Origin of the sequence: Mycobacterium sp. 852002-51961_SCH5331710 (assembly GCF_001665535.1) — a bacterium.
Lineage (GTDB): Bacteria > Actinomycetota > Actinomycetes > Mycobacteriales > Mycobacteriaceae > Mycobacterium.
Map to the genome: position 1 here is coordinate 1 of NZ_LZSQ01000049.1, position 20,950 is coordinate 20,950.

20 protein-coding genes are annotated in these 20,950 nt (G+C 67.5%); 10 read left to right on the forward strand and 10 right to left on the reverse strand.

From position 1 onward, the window contains the following. Together A5752_RS08035 and A5752_RS08040 are read right to left on the reverse strand one after the other, a co-directional pair. On the reverse strand, positions 1-860 hold an 860-nt coding region (locus A5752_RS08035), incomplete at its 3' end, for an IS30 family transposase (protein WP_353612296.1). 110 nt (positions 861-970) lie between these two features. Further along, complete coding sequence (locus A5752_RS08040; RefSeq protein WP_067084070.1) at positions 971-1,996, reverse strand: Rv2578c family radical SAM protein; 1,026 nt, start codon at positions 1,994-1,996, stop codon at positions 971-973. A gap of 85 nt (positions 1,997-2,081) precedes the next feature. On the opposite strand from A5752_RS08040, the gene helR reads away from it, so the two are divergent. Next, a complete protein-coding gene (gene helR / locus A5752_RS08045) occupies positions 2,082-4,256 on the forward strand; it encodes an RNA polymerase recycling motor ATPase HelR (protein WP_197500569.1) in 2,175 nt (724 codons plus the stop codon). Positions 4,257-4,271: 15 nt separating this feature from the next. On the opposite strand, the gene A5752_RS08050 is transcribed toward helR, so the two are convergent. After that, entirely contained in the window at positions 4,272-4,691 is a 420-nt protein-coding gene (locus A5752_RS08050) for an Rv2576c family protein (RefSeq protein WP_231967462.1), read from the reverse strand. Between the two features lie 243 nt (positions 4,692-4,934). Between A5752_RS08050 and urtA the strand changes: the two genes are divergently transcribed. The 7 genes from urtA (at position 4,935) to A5752_RS27445 (ending at position 10,704) form a co-directional block, all read left to right on the forward strand. Continuing rightward, positions 4,935-6,200, forward strand: coding sequence for an urea ABC transporter substrate-binding protein (gene urtA, locus A5752_RS08055; RefSeq protein WP_067084072.1), 1,266 nt, complete (start codon positions 4,935-4,937; stop codon positions 6,198-6,200). Positions 6,201-6,207: 7 nt separating this feature from the next. Next, positions 6,208-7,092, forward strand: a complete 885-nt coding sequence (gene urtB, locus A5752_RS08060; RefSeq protein WP_067084073.1) for an urea ABC transporter permease subunit UrtB — start codon at positions 6,208-6,210, stop codon at positions 7,090-7,092. Continuing rightward, on the forward strand, positions 7,089-8,207 hold the full coding sequence (gene urtC, locus A5752_RS08065) for an urea ABC transporter permease subunit UrtC (protein ID WP_067084074.1): 1,119 nt from the start codon (positions 7,089-7,091) through the stop codon (positions 8,205-8,207). Before urtB ends, urtC begins: the two co-directional genes overlap by 4 nt. Then, the gene (gene urtD / locus A5752_RS08070; protein WP_067084076.1) at positions 8,204-9,019 is read left to right on the forward strand and encodes an urea ABC transporter ATP-binding protein UrtD; all 816 of its coding nucleotides are present in this window, start codon (positions 8,204-8,206) and stop codon (positions 9,017-9,019) included. The genes urtC and urtD overlap by 4 nt, the downstream gene beginning before the upstream one ends. Beyond that, positions 9,020-9,712: an urea ABC transporter ATP-binding subunit UrtE gene (gene urtE / locus A5752_RS08075; RefSeq protein ID WP_067084077.1), complete on the forward strand. Its 693-nt coding sequence runs from the start codon at positions 9,020-9,022 to the stop codon at positions 9,710-9,712. A 94-nt stretch (positions 9,713-9,806) separates the two neighbouring features. Next, positions 9,807-10,337 (forward strand): hypothetical protein, encoded by a 531-nt coding sequence (locus A5752_RS27715; protein WP_197500570.1) that lies wholly within the window; start codon positions 9,807-9,809, stop codon positions 10,335-10,337. 199 nt (positions 10,338-10,536) lie between these two features. After that, entirely contained in the window at positions 10,537-10,704 is a 168-nt protein-coding gene (locus A5752_RS27445) for a hypothetical protein (RefSeq protein ID WP_156613707.1), read from the forward strand. A 22-nt stretch (positions 10,705-10,726) separates the two neighbouring features. On the opposite strand, the gene hisS is transcribed toward A5752_RS27445, so the two are convergent. Further along, positions 10,727-11,992 carry a histidine--tRNA ligase gene (gene hisS, locus A5752_RS08090; protein ID WP_067084082.1) on the reverse strand — a complete coding sequence of 422 codons (1,266 nt, stop codon included), beginning with the start codon at positions 11,990-11,992 and terminating at the stop codon, positions 10,727-10,729. A gap of 9 nt (positions 11,993-12,001) precedes the next feature. Further along, positions 12,002-12,688, reverse strand: a complete 687-nt coding sequence (locus A5752_RS08095) for an MBL fold metallo-hydrolase (protein ID WP_067084185.1) — start codon at positions 12,686-12,688, stop codon at positions 12,002-12,004. 103 nt (positions 12,689-12,791) lie between these two features. Here A5752_RS08095 and A5752_RS08100 point away from each other — a divergent pair, with 103 nt between their 5' ends. Both A5752_RS08100 and A5752_RS08105 read left to right on the forward strand, forming a co-directional pair. Then, complete coding sequence (locus A5752_RS08100) at positions 12,792-13,670, forward strand: peptidylprolyl isomerase (RefSeq protein WP_067084084.1); 879 nt, start codon at positions 12,792-12,794, stop codon at positions 13,668-13,670. A 4-nt stretch (positions 13,671-13,674) separates the two neighbouring features. Beyond that, entirely contained in the window at positions 13,675-14,667 is a 993-nt protein-coding gene (locus tag A5752_RS08105) for a peptidylprolyl isomerase (protein ID WP_067084085.1), read from the forward strand. Between the two features lie 4 nt (positions 14,668-14,671). Here the strand turns inward: A5752_RS08105 and A5752_RS08110 are convergent, their stop codons facing one another. The 5 genes from A5752_RS08110 to secF form a co-directional block, all read right to left on the reverse strand. After that, the gene (locus tag A5752_RS08110) at positions 14,672-14,965 is read right to left on the reverse strand and encodes a DUF4333 domain-containing protein (protein ID WP_067084086.1); all 294 of its coding nucleotides are present in this window, start codon (positions 14,963-14,965) and stop codon (positions 14,672-14,674) included. 63 nt (positions 14,966-15,028) lie between these two features. Next, positions 15,029-17,380, reverse strand: a complete 2,352-nt coding sequence (locus A5752_RS08115) for a RelA/SpoT family protein (protein ID WP_067084087.1) — start codon at positions 17,378-17,380, stop codon at positions 15,029-15,031. A gap of 71 nt (positions 17,381-17,451) precedes the next feature. Then, positions 17,452-17,988, reverse strand: coding sequence for an adenine phosphoribosyltransferase (locus tag A5752_RS08120; RefSeq protein ID WP_286144642.1), 537 nt, complete (start codon positions 17,986-17,988; stop codon positions 17,452-17,454). Beyond that, a complete protein-coding gene (locus A5752_RS08125; RefSeq protein ID WP_082963802.1) occupies positions 17,985-19,676 on the reverse strand; it encodes an ABC transporter substrate-binding protein in 1,692 nt (563 codons plus the stop codon). Before A5752_RS08125 ends, A5752_RS08120 begins: the two co-directional genes overlap by 4 nt. Before the next feature lie 3 nt (positions 19,677-19,679). Beyond that, complete coding sequence (gene secF / locus A5752_RS08130) at positions 19,680-20,948, reverse strand: protein translocase subunit SecF (protein ID WP_067084089.1); 1,269 nt, start codon at positions 20,946-20,948, stop codon at positions 19,680-19,682. Positions 20,949-20,950: the final 2 nt, after the last annotated feature.

Below are 20,950 nucleotides of genomic sequence, written 5' to 3' on the forward strand. Positions count from 1 at the left end.
TGCAGCAGCATGACGAACCTCGTCGTGCGTTCCACAAGAGTGCCGATCGCCGAGCCCGACGCCGTGCTGCCCAGGATGAGGTCGCCCTCCCAATGCCCGGGCACGGCGCGGTCGGCGGCTTCAGGCGGTCGCTGGCTGATGTTGACCATGTCGCGCAGCCGCCCACGGCGTTCCTCGGGGCGGCGCCGCGGCTTACGCAGCGCCCGCCCAGTACGCAGGCAGGTATGCAACTCGCGACGCAGATTGCCTTTGCCCTGAACATAAATCGCTTGGTAGATCATCTCGTGGGACACCCGCATCTCGGCATCATCGGCAAAGTCCAGCCGCAACCGACGTGAGATCTGGGCGGGACTGTGCTGCTCATCCAACCGAGCCTGCACCTCATCATGCAACCGCGTGTTGGTGGCCAACTTGCCCGGCGCCGAGCGGCGTGCCCGGTCGTGGGCTCGTACATGGGCGGTATGGGCCCGATATCGCGGCACGCACTCCCAACCACCACGCCACGGCGCCCCGAACCGATGCCGCGCCCGATACCGACCACCACCGACACTGGCATTGCGCTCAATCTCACGCATCACCGTGCTGGGATGGCGGCCCAGCCGACGTGCGATGAAACGAATCGACTCCTGACGAGCCACCCCGTCTTGAATCTCCTCACGCTCTTCAAGCGTCAAACGGGGTCGCGCTCGGCTAGCGGACACATCACTGAATCGTGGCTTCACACCACCAGCGTCAGCAAACCACCCCCACGCAGTGTGCTTCGACACGCCCACCGCTTCCCCGGCGGCAAAAGGCGAAACCCCTTCGGCGATCAACGCCCAGAACCGACGACCCACAAACGGATACCGCGGAACTCTCATACAACCCCTCAACTAGAGGCTGTTGCATCAAGCACTAGAAATCGCCCGGCATTTTTGGGCAGTTTTGCGTCTGTTCGCGCTAGAAAAGTTCGCGCGCTAGAAAGCTCGCGCTAGAAAAGCGTGGGTTGTAGGGCCCCGGCCGGAGCGGGCGCATACGCGGGCTGTGGGTCCGCGGCGCGAAACGAGCGACGGTCGGGTGCCAGCCGGTGCTTGGCGACGAGCGGTGCCGCCCTGTCGTGCAACATCTTTCGATAGTCCGACGGCAGATAAGCGCCGCGGCGGTACAGCTCGCGGTACTTCGGCACCAGCTCGGGGTGCGAGCCGGCCAGCCAGTCCATGAACCAACCGCGCGTCGAACCGCGCAGGTGCAGCCCGAACACGGTGACACCGGTTGCGCCCGCCGCGGCGATCTCGGCGAGTAGACCGTCGAGATGCTCGACCGAATCCGTCAGATACGGAAGCACCGGCGCCACCATCACATGGCAGTCCAGCCCGGCCTCTCGGATGGCAGCGATCATTCCGAGGCGCGCCTGCGGTGACGGCGTACCCGGTTCGACGTCCTTGTGCAGCACGGGATCCCCGATTGCGAGCGAGACCGCCACGCTGACGTCGACTTGACGGGCCGCCTCGCTGATCAGCGGCAGATCGCGGCGCAGCAGCGTGCCCTTGGTCAGGATCGAGAACGGTGTGCCGGAGTCGGTCAGCGCCGCGATGATCCCCGGCATGAGCGCGTAGCGCCCCTCGGCCCGCTGGTACGGATCGGTGTTGGTGCCCAGCGCCACCGTCTCGCGTTGCCACGACCTCCGCGACAGTTCGCGGCGCAGCACGTCGACGACGTTGGTCTTGACCACGACCTCGCTGTCGAAGTCGCTGCCGGGGTTCAGATCGAGATACTCGTGCGTGGGTCGCGCGAAGCAGTAGCGGCAGGCGTGTGAGCATCCGCGGTAACCGTTGACCGTGAACCGGAACGGCAACATCGACGCGTTCGGCACCCTGTTGAGCGCCGACTTGCACAGCACCTCATGGAAGGTGATGCCCTCGAACTGCGGCGTCCGCACGCTGCGCACGAAACCGATACGCTGCAGTCCGGGCAGCGCGCCGTCGTCGACGCCGACACCCTGACCATCCCACCGCATACACTCGATTCGAACTCACGTTCGATACGATGTCAAGGTCGACGCGCGCGCGCGAGCCGGCGGTGACCCGAGAGAAAGGGGCGGTGTGCCGACCGAGGGCTACGACGACGAACTGGCATCCGAGCAGCGCTACATCGACGACCTGTACGCGCGCCTCGACGCCGAGCGCACCCGGGTGCGCAACCACTACGACGCGGCACTGCGCGGTGACGGCGGCTCCCTCGTCGACCGCGACGCCGAGGTCCGCGCGGTGGCCAAGCGGATGAACCGGCTCAACGTCGCCGACCACGGGCTGTGCTTCGGCCGCCTCGACAGCGTCGCCGATGAGCGCCTCTACATCGGCCGGATCGGCTTGATGGACGAAGCCCACGAATACGAACCGCTGCTGCTCGACTGGCGAGCCCCCGCGGCGCGCCCCTTCTACGTCGCGACCGCCGCCCACCCCGAGGGCATGCGACGGCGTCGCCAGTTCCACTCGATCGGTCGGCGCATCACCGATTTCACCGACGAGACCCTCGGCAGGCCCACCGAGGGCGCGCAGGGCGACGCGGCGCTGCTGGCCGCCGTCAACGCACCACGCGGCGACGGTATGCGCGACATCGTCGCGACCATCCAGGCCGAACAGGACGAGATCATCCGGCTCGATCACCCGGGTGTGTTGGTGATCGAGGGCGGCCCCGGCACAGGCAAGACCGTCGTCGCGCTGCACCGCGTCGCATACCTGCTCTACACGCAGCGGGAGCTGATGGAGCGCCACGGCGTCCTGGTGATCGGCCCGAACACCGCGTTCCTGCGGCACATCGACCGGGTGCTGCCCTCGCTGGGCGAGACGAACGTCGTCTTCATGACGACCGGCGACCTCGTTCCCGGCCTGCGCGTCACAAAGCAGGACGCTGCCGACGCCGCGCGGGTGAAGGGGTCGCTGCAGATGCTCGACGTGCTGGCCGCCGCGATCGCCGACCGGCAGCGCGTGCCCGTCGAGCCCATACCGATCAAGCTGGCCGACGTCACCGTGCGGATCGACGCGGAGACCGCCGAGTGGGCCATCCAGGAAGCGCGGGACAGCGGCTCACCGCACAACGACGCCCGCGCGGTGTTCGTCGACGTCATCACCTGGGTGCTCACCGAGCGCGCGATCGCCCGCATCGGCAAGGGCTGGCTGACCCGCGATGACAAGGCGGCGTGGGAACACCTGCGCGCCGAGTTGATCGACGAACTCGACGACCACGACGCGTTCCGGGCCGCGCTCGACGAGCTGTGGCCCGAGTTGACGCCCGAGGCGCTGCTGGCCGGGCTCTACGAATCGCCCGAACGACTTCGCGCCGCGGGTGCGGACGAGTGCCTGCTGCGCGCCGAAGGTGACGCGTGGACGGTGTCGGATGTGCCGCTGCTCGACGAACTGGTCGACATGCTCGGCGGGATCAAACCCGATCCCGCCGAAAAGGAACGGCAGGAGGAGGCCGCCTACGCGGCCGGCGTCCTGGACCTGATGGTGGCCCGCGAGGACCTGATGGACGACGAGGACCATCTGATCGCCGCCGACCTGCTCGACGCCGAGGACCTCGCCGAACGGTTCGTCGAACGCGACAACCGCGACGTCGCCGAACGCGCTGCGGCAGACCGTGATTGGACATACCGACACGTCGTCGTCGACGAGGCGCAGGAACTGTCCGAAATGGATTGGCGTGTGCTGATGCGCCGCTGCCCCAGCAAGTCCTTCACCGTGGTGGGCGATCTCGCGCAGCGGCGCTCGGCGGCGGGCGCGAGGTCATGGGGGGCGGTGCTCGATCGGTACGTGCCCGGTCGCTGGGTCTACCGACCGCTGTCGGTGAACTACCGCACGCCCGCCGAGATCATGGAGGTCGCGGCCGGCCTGCTGGCCGAGTTCGCCCCCGATGTGCGGGCGCCCGAATCGGTTCGCGCATGCGGTGTTCGGCCGTGGGCGCGGCTCGTGGGCGGCGACGAACTACCCGCCGCGATCGACGAGTTCCGGCGCGACGAGGAGAACCGCGAGGGCACCAGTGTCGTGATCGGGCCGGCAGGGATGGACGGCGTCGTAACACCGTCGGAAACCAAGGGATTGGAGTTCGACGCGGTGCTCGTCGTGGAGCCGAACCGGATCCTTGCCGACGGTCCGCGGGGCGCGGCCGATCTGTACGTCGCGCTCACCCGGGCGACACAACGGCTCGGTGTGCTGCACACCGAGCCGCTGCCACCCACGTTGAGCGGATTGTCCGAACTCCAGGCCGTGGCCGACTGACCTATCGCAGCGCCGTCACCACTGGCTCAGTTGGCACTGCACCGTGTAGGTGCCGTCCTGTTGCACCGCGACCTGGCCGTCGATCGCGATCTCGCAGTGCGGGTTCGGAGAGGCCTGCATGGCGTGGACGCCGGTGCTGGCGGTGAGGATTCCCCACTGCGGGTCCTCCATCGTCGTCTCGAACACCCACGGCACGCCCGGCTGAAGGACCACTTCCTCCTTCTTCAGGTACGCATACGCGTCGGCGTTGTAGGCCTGCTTGTTCGGAGGCTGCGCAATCAGATAGTTGAGCTGGAAGTCGGCGGGCGCCGTTGACGTCAGCGTGTACCGGACCACATGGCCTTCCGACTGGGCATCGGCGGTCGCATGGCTGACCGCGACTGACGCCGCGGCAACCATGAACGCCGCCCCGACCTTGGCTGTAGCTGTTCGCATGTTCGTCACATCGCCGGACGGTACCAAACCGTTACCGCCGACTCCCCACCCTCTGCTGACGCCTCCCGACGGCAAACGACCTGCGACGAAGTCACGGTTAATTTGTTCGTCACACGCAGACATTTCCCAGAAACTTCGCCGCTCTAACGTCCCGATTCGACAACCACGCAAGGTCGGGACACTCGCACTCGACCTGACGCTCATCGCCGATGTGCGCTGCGGATATATAGGGAAAGGCTGTTCATGCGACTTCCACGACGGTCCTCGGTGAGACGCTCCGCCCTCGTTGCCGGCGGAATAGTCGCGGCGACGAGTCTGGTGCTGGCCGGCTGCGGAAGCAAGGCCACCGAGTCGGATTCGGCAAACGCCCAATCGTGTGTCGACACGTCCGCCCCGACGATCAAAGTGGGCGCACTGAACTCGTTGTCGGGCACGATGGCCATTTCCGAAGTGACCGTGCGCCACGCCATCGACCTCGCGGTCGAGCAGATCAACGCGTCCGGTGGTGTGCTGGGCAAGCAGATCCAGCTCGTCGGCGAGGACGGCGCGTCCGAGCCGACGGTGTTCGCGGAGAAGGCCGAGAAGCTGATCAGCAGCGACTGCGTCGCGGCGGTGTTCGGCGGCTGGACGTCGTCGTCGCGCAAGGCCATGCTGCCGGTCTTCGAGAGCGCCAACTCGCTGCTGTACTACCCCGTGCAGTACGAGGGCCTGGAGTCGTCGAAGAACATCTTCTACACGGGCGCCACCACCAACCAGCAGATCGTCCCGGCGCTGGACTACCTGAAGGAGAAGGGCGTCAAGTCGCTGTATCTGGTCGGCAGTGACTACGTCTTCCCGCAGACCGCCAACCGGATCATCAAGGCGTACGCCGGCGCCAACGGCATCGAGATCAAGGGCGAGGATTACACGCCGCTGGGGTCGACGGACTTCTCGACCATCGTCAACAAGGTCCGCACCGCCGGTGCCGACGCCGTGTTCAACACGCTCAACGGCGATTCGAACGTGGCCTTCTTCCGTGAGTACAAGAACGTGGGCCTGACCCCGGAGGCCATGCCGGTGGTGTCGGTGTCGATCGCCGAGGAAGAGGTCGGCGGCATCGGTATCCAGAACATCACTGGCCAACTGGTGGCCTGGGACTACTACCAGACCATCGACAGCCCGGAGAACAAGGCGTTCGTCGAGGCCTACAAGGCCAAGTTCGGCGCCGACAAGCCGACGTCGGATCCCATGGAGGCGGCCTACGTCTCGGTCTATCTGTGGAAAAACACTGTCGAGAAGGCCAACTCGTTCGCGGTTCCCGATGTGCAGAAAGCCGCCGGCGGCGTTCAGTTCAACGCCCCGGAGGGCCTGGTGCAGATCGATGGCGACAACAACCACATCACCAAGACCGCCCGCATCGGCGAGATCCGGCCCGACGGGCTGATCTACACGATCTGGGAGTCGCCGGGACCGATCGAACCGGACCCCTACCTCAAGGGCTACCCGTGGGCGGCCGGCCTGTCCAGCTGAGTCGAAGATGGATGTCCTGATCGGGCAGCTGGCAACGGGATTGAGCCTCGGCTCGATCCTGTTGCTGGCGGCCCTGGGGTTGTCGCTGACGTTCGGGCAGATGGGCGTCATCAACATGGCGCACGGCGAGTTAATCATGGCCGGCTGCTACACCGCCTACGTGGTGCAGCAGGTGGTGTCGAGTGCCGGTGCGTCACTGCTGATTTCGCTGGTCGTCGGGTTTCTGATCGGCGGGGCGATGGGCGCGCTGCTGGAGACCACGCTCATCCGCCGGATGTACCACCGGCCGCTGGACACTCTGCTGGTGACGTTCGGCGTCGGGCTGATCCTGCAGCAGGTCGCCCGTGACATCTTCGGGGCTCCCGCGGTCAACGTGGTGGCACCGGTGTGGTTGTCCGGTGGTGTCGAGATCTTCGGGGCGGTGGTGCCCAAGACGCGCATCTTCATCCTCGTGCTGGCACTCGCGTGCGTCGCGGCGTTGGCCACCGCGCTCAAGGTGAGCCCGATGGGACGGCGGATCCGCGCCGTCGTGCAGAACCGGGACCTGGCCGAGACCAGCGGGATCTCGTCCCGCAAGACCGACATCACAACGTTTTTCATCGGCTCGGGCCTGGCGGCGGTGGCCGGTGTCGCGTTGACGTTGATCGGTTCAACCAGCCCGACGATCGGGCAGAGCTATCTGATCGACGCGTTCCTGGTGGTCGTTGTCGGCGGCCTCGGCCAAATCAAGGGCACGGTGATCGCGGCGTTCGCGCTGGGCTTCCTGAACTCGTTCATCGAATACAACACCACCGCATCGCTGGCGAAGGTCATCGTCTTCGTGATCATCGTGATCTTCCTTCAGGCTCGCCCGCAGGGCCTGTTCACTGTCCGGACAAGGAGTCTCGTGTGAGAACCTTCGTGGGCCGATGGCAGACCTGGGCCGGTTTCGCGGTCGCGGCGGTGCTGCTGTTCGGTGTCGCGCCCGCGGTCTTGTCGGACTTCCGGCTGAGCCTGCTGGGCAAGTTCCTGTGCTTCGCGATCGTCGCGGTCGGCATCGGGCTGGCGTGGGGCCGCGGCGGCATGCTCGTCCTGGGCCAGGGGGTGTTCTTCGGGCTCGGCGGCTACATGATGGGCATGCATCTCAAGATCGCCGACGCCCAGTTGCGCGGCGACGATGTGCCCGACTTCATGCAGATCGCCGGCGTTCGCGAATTACCCGGCTACTGGCAGCCGTTCGCCTCCCCCGCGTTTACTCTGCTGGCGATCGTCGTCGTGCCGACGGTGATCGCGGCGGCGCTCGGGCTCGGCGTGTTCAAGCGTCGCGTCAAGGGCGCGTACTTCGCGATCCTGTCGCAGGCCCTGGCCGCCGCGTTGGCGATCCTGCTCGTTGGGCAGACCGGCCTCGGTGGCAGCAACGGGCTCAACAGGTTTCGCACGTTCTTCGGGTTCACCCTGACCGATCCGGCCAACCGGCGGATGCTGTACTTCATCGCCGCGGGTGTGCTGCTCGCCGTCGTCGCGGTGGTGCGGCAGCTGATGCAGAGCCGCTACGGCGAACTGCTGGTCGCGGTTCGCGACGGTGAGGAACGCGTCCGTTTCCTCGGCTACGACCCGGCGAACATCAAGGTGGTCGCCTACACAGTGGCGGCGCTGTTCGCCAGCATCGCGGGCGCGTTGTTCGCACCGATCGTCGGGTTCATCGCGCCGTCGCAGGTGGGCATCCTGCCGTCGATCGCGTTCCTGATCGGTGTCGCGATCGGCGGGCGCACCACGCTGCTGGGGCCGGTGCTCGGCGCGATCGGGGTGGCATGGGCGCAAACCCTGTTCTCCGAACGGTTCCCGTCCGAGTGGACCTATGCGCAGGGCCTGCTGTTCATCGTCGTCGTCGGCTTCTTCCCGGCCGGCCTGGCCGGTCTCGGTGCGCTGTTCAAACGGCGTCACATACGCCGGCCCCGCAAACCCGTCGGACCGGCACCGGAACCGCAGGCGGACCTCGACACCGAGAAGGTGGGCGCAGCAACATGACCCAGGTGGAGCCGGTCGCCGGCGGCAACGTCGGCATGGGCACCGAGTACCTCGAAGTGCGGGGGCTCACCGTCGATTTCGACGGTTTCAAAGCGGTCAGCGATGTCGACCTGACCCTGTTTCAGGGTGACTTGCGATTCCTGATCGGGCCCAACGGCGCGGGCAAGACCACGGTGATCGACGCGATCACCGGCCTGGTGAACGCCACCGGGTCGGTCAACAAGTCCGGCGTCGAACTGCTCGGCCGCAAGGTGCACCAGATCGCCCGCCTCGGCGTCGGGCGCACATTCCAGACGGCCAGCGTGTTCGAGCAGCTGAGCGTGCTGCAGAACCTCGACATCGCCGCGGGTGCGGAACGATCGGCGTGGACGCTGCTGCGCCGGCGAAAGGGCGTGCTGCCCGCGATCGAGGAGGCGCTCGACACCATCGGGCTGGCCGATCTGGCCGACAAACCGGCCGGGGTGCTCGCCCACGGGCAGAAGCAGTGGCTGGAGATCGGCATGCTGCTGGTGCAGAACGCCGACGTGCTGCTGCTCGACGAACCCGTCGCAGGTATGAGCCACGAGGAACGCGAGGAAACGGGAAACCTGTTGCGCCGCATCGGTGCCCAGCGCACCGTCGTCGTCGTCGAACACGACATGGACTTCATGCGGGCGTTCGCCACATCGGTGACCGTGCTCGCCCGCGGCCAGGTGATCGCCGAGGGATCGGTCGCCCAGGTGCAGGCCAATCCCAAGGTGCAGGAGGTCTACCTCGGCACCGCGGCAGCAGGCACAGCCGATGTGCCCGCCGAGATGATCGAGGAGTCATAGATGCTGTCACTGGTCGACGTGCGCTGCGGCTACGGCCGTTCGGAGGTCATCCACGGGGTCAGCGTCGACGTGCCCGACGACGGGGTGGCCGCGGTGATGGGGCACAACGGTGCGGGGAAGACCACGCTGCTGCGCGCTGCGGTCGGGTTGCTCAAATGCAGTGCGGGCAAGGTGCTCTTCGACGGTGAGGACATCACCAAGCTGCGGCCGAGCGCACGCGTCGCGCGCGGGTTGGCCTATGTACCGCAGGGCCAGCAGTCGTTCGGCCAGCTGACCACGATGGAGAATCTGCAAGTCGTCGCGGACGGACGCAAGAACGGCAAGCGGCTCATCGACGAGCAGCTCGACCTGTTTCCGGCTTTGAAGGAGTTGTTGACCCGGCGCGCCGGTCTGCTGTCAGGTGGTCAACGTCAGCAGTTGGCGATCGCCCGCGCACTGATCACGACGCCGAAGTGCCTGATCCTCGACGAACCCACGGAGGGCATCCAGCCGTCGGTGGTCGCCGAGATCGAAGCGGCGATCACGTCGCTGACCGAGCGGGGCGACCTGGGGGTGCTGCTCGTCGAACAGCACATCGGTTTCGCGCTGGAGTCCTCGCAGCACTACTACGTGCTCGAAGCCGGCCGCGTGACGTCCGACGACACGGGCGGCTCGTCGTCGGAAGCTGACGTCCGCGCCGCCATGGCCATCTAGCCGTTTGCGCGAGCGTGCGTGTTTGCACACGACACGCCGCGAATTTCCGACAGTTCACGCACGCTCGCGCCCGCCGAAGTGGCACAGTGCACCCGTGGACACAGCTTCGGGAGCACAAGTACTCGCCGACACCGGCGGTCTTGTCGTCACCGACGACGGACGTCGAGTGCTGGTCGTGGACCGCGGGACGGGGCACCTGACGGTGCTGGCGTTCGTCGTTGGCGTGCTGACGATCGTCGTCGCGGGATTCGGGCTGGTCGCGCTGATCGGCGGTGTCCCATCGCGGGCGCTGGGCGCCGTCTTCCTGGCCGTCAGCGTGGCGCTGGCGGCGGCCGCGTTCTTCGTCCTCCGCAAGGTCCGGCGGTACCGCACCCGACCGCTGCACGATTGCCGGCCGGCCGCGGTGCTGGATCGCAAGCTCGGCCTGTTCAGCTACCGCGGCGGCGCCCTGGTGCAGCTCGATCAGGTGCGCTTCGCGCGCAAGTTCCAGATCGGTTCCAGCTCACCGAAACTCGTCGCCGTCACACCCGGCGGTACGAAAACGCTCAAGCGCGGTAACCCGTTCGACGGTGGGGTCGGGCATATCGACGAACTCCTGAACTCGGTCGCCCGCGGCTCTGCGTGAGCGCACCGCTCGAGCCCATACCGCTGGCGGATCAGGGCCCCCGTGGTGGTGGCCGAGCGGGGTCCCGAGCGTTTGCGTATTCGACGGTGTGGCCCTCGGCGGCGATCGGCGCGGCGCTGTTCGTCGTCGGCGGAGTGGCGTTCAGGGCTTTGCTCCGCGGCGGCGGTACCAGGTCTACCGCGACGGCGCGGGTGAGATCGTGGCCCCGCTGGACGAGGTGCGGTTCGAGCGCAGGTCGCGGTTGCTGACGTCTACGCTGGTGGTGGTCACTCCGTCGTCGACACGGATTATCATGCGCGGCAACGTGTTCAGTGGCGGTGTCGGCGCTATCGACCGGGTGCTCGGCGCTGCCGTCCACGGCGTCTGAGGACCCGCAAACAAGGCCAGGACTAGGCGCGGTTGAGGCGCGTCAGCACTTCGGTCAGGACGTCATCGACCGGGACGTCCGTCTGCTGCCCGGTCGCGAGGTTCTTCACGCCGATCGTGCCCGCTTCGATGTCACGATCGCCGGCCACCAGCGCGAGCGCCGCACCCGAACGGTCCGCGGCGCGCATCGCGCCCTTGACGCCGCGGTCGCCGTAGGCCAGGTCCACGCGCACACCCGCCGCCCGCAGCCGCGCGCCCAGCACCGACAGCGTCAACTTGGCCTGCTCCCCCAGGGGGACACCGAAGACGTCGACTCGAGCGGTCCCGCCAACGGTCTTGCCTTCGGCCTTCAACGCCAGCAGCGTCCGGTCCACGCCGAGCCCAAAACCTATGCCGGAGAGATCTTTTCCGCCGAGCTGCGCCATAAGCCCGTCGTAGCGACCACCGCCGCCGATGCCTGATTGCGCGCCGAGGCCATCGTGCACGAACTCGAACGTCGTCTTCGTGTAGTAGTCCAACCCGCGCACCATCCGCGGGTTGATGACGTAAGGCACCTCCAAAGCGTCGAGATGCGCCAGCACTGTGTCGAAGTGCTGTTTGGCGATATCCGAGAGGTGATCGAGCATCACCGGCGCGTCGGCGGTCATCTCGCGCATCTTGGGCCGCTTGTCGTCGAGCACCCGCAGCGGGTTGATCTCGGCGCGCCGCCGTGTCTCCTCGTCGAGGTCGAGCTTGAACAGGAAGTCCTGCAACAGTTCCCGGTACTGCGGACGGCAGGTCTCGTCGCCCAGCGAGGTGATTTCCAGCCGGAACCCGTCGAGCCCCAGCGACCGGAAGCCCGCATCGGCGACCGCGATCACCTCGGCGTCCAGGGCGGGGTCGTCGACGCCGATGGCCTCCACCCCCACCTGCTGCAGCTGACGGTAGCGACCGGCCTGCGGACGTTCGTAGCGGAAGAAGGGCCCGGAGTAGCACAGTTTGACCGGCAGCGGGCCGCGGTCCAGGCCGTGCTCGATGACGGCGCGCATCACCCCCGCGGTGCCCTCGGGCCGCAACGTGACCGACCGGTCACCGCGGTCGGAGAACGTGTACATCTCTTTGGACACCACGTCGGTCGACTCGCCGACGCCGCGGGCGAAGAGCGCGGTGTCCTCGAAGATCGGCAGTTCGACGTCGCCGTAGCCGGCCCGGCGCGCGGTGTCGAGCAGGCCGTCGCGCACGCCGACGAATTGCGCCGAGTCCGGCGGCAGGTAGTCCGGGACGCCCTTGGGCGCCTGAAAATCACTCACTGAAGCTCACTAGGTCAAGCCTTCGAGGAACGGGTTGGTGCGGCGTTCGACGCCGATCGTGGACTTCGGGCCGTGTCCCGGTAGTACCACGGTGTCGTCGTCGAGCACCAACAGTTTGTTGACGATCGAGCCGAGCAGGTCCCGACCGCTGCCACCCGGCAGGTCCGTACGCCCCACCGACTGCCGGAACAGGGTATCGCCGGTGAACGCGATCGAGCCGGGCCCCGACCCGATGCCCTCCTCGACGCGGAACACCACCGACCCCCGGGTGTGCCCGGGCGTGTGGTCGACGGTGACGGTGACACCACCCAGCTCCACCTTGTCGCCGTCCTTGTCGAGCTCGACGACCTGCTTGGGCTCGCGGAACAACACACCGAACGCGGAGCTGGCCAGCCCCCCGAGAAAGCCCCGACCGAAGTCCTTGATCGGGTCCGTCAGCATGAACCGGTCCTCGGGATGGATGAACGCCGGGCAGCCATACATGTCCGCCACCTTCTGCGCCGACCAGATGTGGTCGATGTGGCCGTGCGTCAACAGCACCGCCGCCGGTGTCAGACGGTGCTCGTCGAGGATCCGGCGCAACGGCCCCATCGCCCGCTGCCCGGGATCGACGACGATGGCGTCGGCCCCGGCCCGCGGGGCCAGCACGTAGCAGTTGCACGCCAGCATGCCGGCCGCAAACCCGGTGATGAACACGTCGTCCAGTTTCCCACCACCGGTTGGCGTGGGTCGCGGCGCCACACTCAGCAATGCCTGGCACACTCGTTCCCGATCGATTGACAAGAGGAGGTCATCACCGGTGCCGACCAACGAACAGCGGCGGGCGACGGCGAAGCGCAAGCTCGAGCGGCAGCTGGAACGCCGCGCGGAAAAGGCACGCAAGCGGCGTCTGTACACGATCATCGGCTCGGTCGCCGCCGCGATCGTCGTGATCGCCGCCGTGGTCGCGACCATCGTCATCACCAAGGACGACGACTCTGACGGCCAGACCGCAGCCGCCACCGAGACCTCCTCCCCCACGTCGGCCGCACCGACGGAGCCCGGAGCGCTGGCGGCGTTCGCCGCACCGGCCGGACTCGGCGAGAACTGCGAGTACCCGGCGTCGGCGGAAAAGGCCGCCAAGCAGGTCAACCCGCCGCGCGCCGGCAAGGTGCCCACCGACCCCGCCGAGGTCAGCGCCAGCATGTCCACCGACCAGGGCAACATCGGCCTGCTCCTCGACAACGGCAAGGCGCCGTGCACGGTGAACAGCTTCGCCAGCCTCGCCCAGCAGGGCTACTTCGACAACACCCCGTGCCACCGGCTGACCACCGCCGATTCGCTGAAGGTGCTGCAGTGCGGCGACCCGACCGGCAAGGGCACCGGTACCCCGGGTTACTCGTTCGCCAACGAATATCCGACCAACCAGTACCAGCCCGACGACCCGAAGCTGCAGGAACCGGTCACCTATCCGCGCGGCACGCTGGCCATGGCGAACGCCGGTCCGAACACCAACGGCAGCCAGTTCTTCCTCGTGTACCAGGACTCGAAGCTGCCGCCGAACTACACCGTGTTCGGCCGCGTCGACGACACCGGACTGGCCACGCTGGACAAGATCGCGCAGGGCGGGATCGAGGGTGGCGGCCAGGACGGCGCACCGGCCACCCCGGTCACGGTGAAGTCGATCCTGCTGGACTGACACCGTGACCGCGCCTCCGCCGTACGGCGGTCCCCCACCGCCGTACGGCTATCCGGCGCAGCACCCCTACGGCTATCCGCCGCCGAGGCAGACCAACACGCTGGCCATCGCCGCACTGGTGTGCGCGTTCGTCTTCGCGCCGCTGGGCATCGTGTTCGGTCATCTCTCGCTGTCGCAGATCAAGAAGTCCGGCGAGGAGGGCCGCGGGATCGCGATCGCGGGGCTGGTCATCGGATACCTGGTGACGGTCCTGACGGTGGTGATCGTCGTCGTCAGCGTCGTCTTCCTCGCGGCGGTGGGCCGCGACCTCGAAAGGCTCGACGGCATGGTCGACGTCACCGCCACGCCGGGATTGCCCACCGACGAGCTGCCCGAGTTCGCCCCGCCCGCCACGCTCGGTTCGAACTGCCAGTACCCGCGAACGTCAGAGCCCTCGAGCAAGCCGGCCAAGCCGCCGCGCACCGGCCGCGTGCCGATCGATCCGCAACGCGTCAGCGCCAGCCTGACCACGAACCAGGGCAACATCGGCCTGCAGCTGGACAACGCCAAATCCCCCTGCACGGTCAACAACTTCGCCAGCCTCGCCCAGCAGGGCTTCTACGACGGCACCACGTGCCACCGCCTGACCACCGACGACGCCCTCGGCGTCCTGCAGTGCGGCGACCCCAGCGGCACCGGCACCGGCGGACCCGGGTACCAGTTCCCGAACGAGTACCCGACCAACCAGTACCGGTTGAGCGACCCGGCGCTGCGCGCACCCGTCCGCTATCCGCGCGGGACGCTGGCGATGGCCAACGCGGGCGTCGGCACCAACGGCAGCCAGTTCTTCCTCGTCTACGCGGACTCCGAGCTACCGCCGACGTACACGGTGTTCGGCACGATCGACAAGACCGGCCTGGCGACGCTGGACAAGATCGCGGCCAAGGGTGTCGCCGACGGCAGCGACGACGGAAAGCCGGCGACCGACGTGCGGATCGAATCGATCCGCCTGGATTGACCCGCTACTTCGTCGGCGCGGTCTCGATGTAGAACTCGACATCGTCGCCCTCGACCTTGGTCACCCGCATGTTCGCGGTGTACTCGGCGCCCTCGGGTCCAGTGAACTTGCACTCGAACTTCACGCCTTCTTTGGCCTCGACGCCCTCGGGGCACTTCACGTCGGTGGGTTTGAAGCCGGTCTGCTCAGACACGAGGTCGACGATGGATTTCGCGGCGCCTTCCGGCTTGATCGTGGACCCGCACCCCACCAGAACGACTCCGAGGGAGACCAGAATGACGAGTACCGCGGCCCGCATCGTCGCAGTATGTCAGACCCGGCAAAAATTGACGCGGTTCAGCGGTATTTGCCCGGTGACGGCTCACGCCGCGGACGTCACCCGGTAGACGTCGTACACGCCCTCCACGTTGCGCACCACGTTGAGCACGTGGCCGAGATGCTTCGGGTCGCCCATCTCGAACGTGAACCGGCTGATCGCCACCCGGTCGTTCGACGTCGTCACCGACGCGGACAGGATGTTGACCTTCTCGTCGGCCAGCACCCGCGTGACATCCGACAGCAACCGGTGCCGATCGAGCGCCTCGACCTGGATGGCGACCAGGAACACCGACGACGGCGACGGCGCCCACTTCACGTCGATGATGCGCTCCGACTGCTGTTGCAACGACGAGGCGTTCGTGCAGTCGGTGCGGTGCACGCTGACCCCACCGCCACGCGTAACGAAACCCATGATGTTGTCGCCCGGCACCGGCGTGCAGCACTTGGCGAGCTTGGTCAGCACACCCGGAGCGCCCGGCACGGAGACTCCGACGTCGTCGCTGGTGCGTTGACGCACTGGCATCGTCGCCGGCGTGGAGCGCTCGGCGAGTTCGTCGGAGGCCTCCTCGTCCCCACCGACCTGAGCGACGAGTCGCTGCACCACGTGCCGCGCCGACACGTGCCCCTCGCCCACCGCAGTGTAGAGCGCCGAGACGTCGACGTACCGCAGTTCGCGGGCCAGCGCACCCATCGATTCGGCATTCATCAAGCGCTGCAACGGAAGTCCGCCGCGGCGGACTTCGCGCGCGATCGCGTCCTTGCCGGCCTCGAGCGCCTCCTCGCGGCGTTCCTTGGCGAACCACTGCCGGATCTTGGCCTTCGCACGCGGCGAGACCACGAAGGTCTGCCAGTCGCGCGACGGCCCGGCGTTCGGCGCCTTGGATGTGAAAACCTCGACCACTTCGCCGTTTTCGAGCTTGCGCTCCAGTGCTACGAGTCGGCCGTTCACCCGAGCGCCGATGCAGCGGTGACCGACCTCGGTGTGCACCGCGTACGCGAAGTCGACCGGGGTCGACCCGGTGGGCAGCGTGATCACGTCACCCTTGGGCGTGAACACGAAGATCTCCTGCACCGCAAGGTCGTAGCGCAGCGATTCCAGGAACTCGCCGGGGTCGGCGGCCTCCCGCTGCCAGTCGAGAAGCTGCCGCATCCAGGCCATGTCGTCGATCTCGGTCGACGAGTGCTGGTTGGGGACGTTGCGGCCCTTGGTCTCCTTATAGCGCCAGTGCGCGGCGATCCCCAGCTCGGCGGTCTTGTGCATGTCGTGGGTGCGGATCTGCACTTCCAGCGGTTTGCCCTCGGGTCCGACGACCGTCGTGTGCAGGGACTGGTACACGCCGTACCGCGGCTGAGCGATGTAGTCCTTGAACCGACCCGCCATCGGCTGCCACAGCGAGTGCACGACGCCCAAAGCCGCGTAACAGTCCCGTATTTCGTCGCACAGGATGCGCACGCCGACGAGGTCGTGGATGTCGTCGAAGTCGCGACCCTTTACGATCATCTTCTGGTAGATCGACCAGTAGTGCTTGGGCCGGCCCTCCACGATCGCGTTGATCTTCGACGCAGTGAGCGTCGAGTTGATCTCGGCGCGCACCTTGGCCAGGTAGGTGTCGCGGGACGGCGCGCGGTCGGCGACCAGCCGCACGATCTCCTCGTACTTCTTCGGGTGCAGGATCGCGAACGCGAGATCCTCGAGCTCCCATTTCACCGTCGCCATGCCCAACCGATGCGCAAGCGGGGCAATGACTTCCAGCGTCTCGCGGGCCTTGCGCTGCTGCTTCTCCGGCGGCAGGAACCGCATCGTGCGCATGTTGTGCAGCCGGTCGGCCACCTTGATCACCAGCACGCGGGCGTCGCGCGCCATCGCGATGATCATCTTGCGGATGGTCTCGCCCTCCGCGGCGGTGCCCAGCGCGACCTTGTCCAGCTTGGTCACCCCGTCGACGAGATGACCGACCTCGGTGCCGAACTCCTCGGTCAGCGCCTCGAGCGTGTACCCGGTGTCCTCGACGGTGTCGTGCAGCAGCGCTGCGATCAGCGTGGTGGTGTCCATGCCGAGCTCGGCCAGGATGTTGGCCACCGCCAACGGATGCGTGATGTAGGGGTCACCCGAGCGGCGCAGCTGATCAGCGTGCCGCTGCTCGGCCACCTCGTAAGCACGCTGCAACAGCTGCAGATTGGCCTTCGGGTAGATCTCCTTGTGGACGGCCACCAACGGCTCGAGCACCGGGTTGATCGCGCTGCGCTGCGATGTCATCCGGCGGGCCAACCGGGCCCGTACTCGGCGCGACGCGCTCGCCGACGCCTTCGGCGTCTCCAGCGGCTGTGTTTCGGGGATCTGCGCTCCCGTCGGCGGCGACTGCACGGCCTGACCCGTGCGGGGTTCCTCGGCCATGGTCACCTCCCCGGTCCGGTTTTCGCGAGCGCCCGATGCGCCGTCGCAGTACGCGCCTTCGAGGATATCCCTCAGACCCGGTGCAGCGACGTGACCGGCAGCGGTTCCAGCGCCTCACGGCCGCGCAGCGCGGTCAACTCAAGCAGGACCGCGGCGCCCGTCACCGTCGCACCCGCGTGCTGCAGCAGCTTGACGGCGGCGGCCGCGGTGCCGCCGGTGGCCAGCACATCGTCGATGATCAGGATGTCGCGGCCGCCGAGGTCGATGCCGTCGGCCGGGATCTCCAGCGTCGCGGTGCCGTATTCGAGCGCGTAGGTCTCGCTGAGCACCGGCGGCGGGAGTTTGCCGCCCTTGCGGATCGCCAATACGCCTGTGCCCAGGCGCAATGCGACCGCCGCGCCGAGCAGGAAGCCCCGCGCGTCGATCCCGGCCACCAGGTCGGCGCCACGGGCGGATTCGGCGAGGGCATCGGTGACGGCGGCCAGCGCATGCGCGTCGGCCAGCAACGGGGTGAGGTCCTTGAAGGCGACGCCGGGTTCGGGGAAATCAGGCACCTGGCGCATCATCCGCGCGATCAGCGCCGAGATCTCCTCGGTACCGGCGTTCACCGGTCGAGCACCCAACGGTCCATGTTCCACCCCGCGCCCCACCGGGTCGGATTACTGCTCACAGCGAACATCTTCTTCGATGTCAGCACCGTGCGCTGCTGCCGGTACAGCGGCAGCGTAGGCATGTCACCCCACAGCACCGGCCCGCCCTCGCCGAGCAGCCTTGCCATTTCCTTCGGGTCGTTGGTGATGGCCATGGCCGAGATGGCCCGGTCGACCTGCGGGTTGGAGTAGCGCGGCAGGTTGTTGCCGTTGCCGGTGTGGAACTGGTAGGCGTCCATCGCCGACGATCCGGTCGATCCGCTGCCCGCAGCGCCGCCCGTGCTGGCCAACAGCACGTCGATCTCGTTGTTACGCAACGACAATGGGCCCACAGTGTCGCTCGCAGCGTCCTCGACGGTGATGCCGGCGGGCGCACACGCCTTGGCGATGGTGCCCACGGTCGCCGCAAGCCGCGCGTTGGGGCTCTGGTAGCCGATGCGAACGGTCAACGGACGCGCGTTGAGCGCGGCCCCCGCGGCATCGGGGTTGGCCGCGACGAACTGCCCGGGTTCGGGCCCTCCCTCGGCGGCGCTGTACGCGTCCTCGGTCGCCGGGTTGAGCCGCGAGTTGGCGATCGGCTGCTCGGCGTTGCGGGCGATCACGTCGCGCGGTGTGCACAGGGCCAGGGCACGACGGGCCGGCGTCGCGGCCAATGGCCCCTGCGGCGCGAAGATGAGCTGTTCGATCCCGGCCGACGGGGCGTCGGTGCGCACGTAGTCGTCGGGCATGTTCAGCGTCCCCGACGAGCCGGTGGCGATGTCGACGACGTCGTAAAACCCCTGGTTGACGCGCTCCTGGATGTCGGCGCCGCGCGGCCACACGGTCACCTTGTCGGTGACGGGCTTCGCGCCCCACCATTTGTCGTTGGCGACGAGAACGACCGCACCATCCTCGGTCACCTCGTCCAGCTTGTACGGCCCCGATGAGGGGAACTTCTTCAGGTCGACGTCGGGTTTGAGGTTCCAGCCCGTGTTCCAGACCTGGGCGATGCGCTCCACTACGGGAGCGTCGTTCTCCAGAATCGCCCGGGTGACGCCGTCGTCGCCGAGACCCAGCTGGCCGGCGATGACGTGCGACGGCATGATCGACGTCGCCGAGAACAATTGGCCGAAGTCGACGAAACCGCGCTCGGGGGCGAACGAGACCCGCGCCTTCTTCTGCCCCGGTGCGCAGTCCACCGAGGCGATGTCGCCGTAACCGGCGCGGTTGGCGGCGTCGAAGGTCGGGAACCGGCCGGACTGCGACGCCCACGCCAACACGAGGTCGTCGCACGTGACCGGCTTGTCGTCGGAATAGACGGCCGCGGCGTTGATCTCGTAGTCGAGCACCAGCGGTTGCCTGCCGACGACGGAGATGGTTCCGAAGTCGTGATCGCCGACGATCTGGCCGTCGGGCCCGTGATAGTTGAAGCCCGTCAGCACCCGCGCGAACGCCTGCGGGCCGCCCGACGCGGCACCGGCGACGGTGTTGGTGTTGTAGGTGATCAGCGTTCCGTCGACGGCGTAGTCGATGCTGTCGGCGGGGCTGCGGCTACAGGCCGACGCCAACGCCGCGGCGAGCACCAGGACGGCCGCCAGAACGCCGCAACGCCGGATCGGACTCACTTCCCTCGCGGGCCGGGTGCCCGCCCGGATGCCGGCGCTCATGTCCTACCGCCGCCGGGTGTTGCGCTTGCCCGACGGGCGTCCGGTCCGGCTGCTGGTCGGCCGCACCGGCCGCGCACCCGGCGCGGGTTTGTCGGGCGGTGGTGTGGTGTCCGCGTGTGCGGCGGACTCGGCGCGCGCAGCGGCGCCGACTGTCTCCGGCTCGTCGACTTCGTCGGCCTCGGCGGCCCGGGCCGTCGCGTTCTTGCGGCGGTTCATCACCCGACGGGTGTGGTTGCGCACCAGGTCGGTCCGCTCGCGCAACGTCACCAGCAGCGGCGTCGCGAAGAAGATCGACGAATAGGTGCCGACGACGACGCCGACCAACTGCACCAGCGCCAGGTCCATCAGCGTGCCCACGCCGAGCAGCCAGACCGCCACCACCATCAGCGCGATGATCGGCAACACGGAGATGAGGCTGGTGTTGATCGAGCGCATGAAGGTCTGGTTGACCGCGAGGTTGGCCTGTTCGGCGAAGGTTCGGCGGGTGGTGTGCTCGAAGCCGTGGGTGTTCTCCTCGACCTTGTCGAACACGATGACGGTGTCGTACAGCGAGAAGCCGAGGATGGTCAGCAGACCGATCACCGTCGCCGGGGTGACCTCGAAGCCGACGAGCGAGTACACGCCTGCGGTGACCACCAGGTCGAACACCAGCGTCGCCATCGCCGCGATCGACATGTAGCGCTCGTAGCGCACCATGATGTACAGCGTCGCGAGGACCAGGAACACCACCAGCGCGATCAACGCCTTCTGCGTGATCTGGCCGCCCCACGTCTCAGACACCGCCGAATCGCTGATGGCCAGCTTGCTCGGCTGCCCGTCCGATCCCCTCGGCTTGAAGGCATCGAAGAGCGCGGTGCGCAGCTCTTCGGTCTCCTCGTTGGTCAGCGTCTCGGAGCGGATCTGCACGGTGGCCGATCCGCCGCTGCCGACGACGACCACCGACTCAGGGCTCTTACCCAGTGTCTTGCTGAACACGTCCTCGACCTGCTGAGTCGTCACGGTGCCCGACTCGGTCACGCTCGGCATCGACACCTTGGTACCGCCCTCGAAGTCGATCCCGAAGGTGAAGCCGCGCAACACCATGCTCGCCACGCACACCGCGACGATCACACCGCTGACGATGTACCAGAGCTTGCGTTTGCCGATGACCTCGAAGGCACCGGTGCCGGTGTAGAGGCGGACGAAGAAGCCGTGATGCGGCGTCGCCGATTCGATGTCGGGCGCCTCCACGGCGCCGGTCTGCTGTTCTTCCGATGACTGCTTGGCCGCCATGA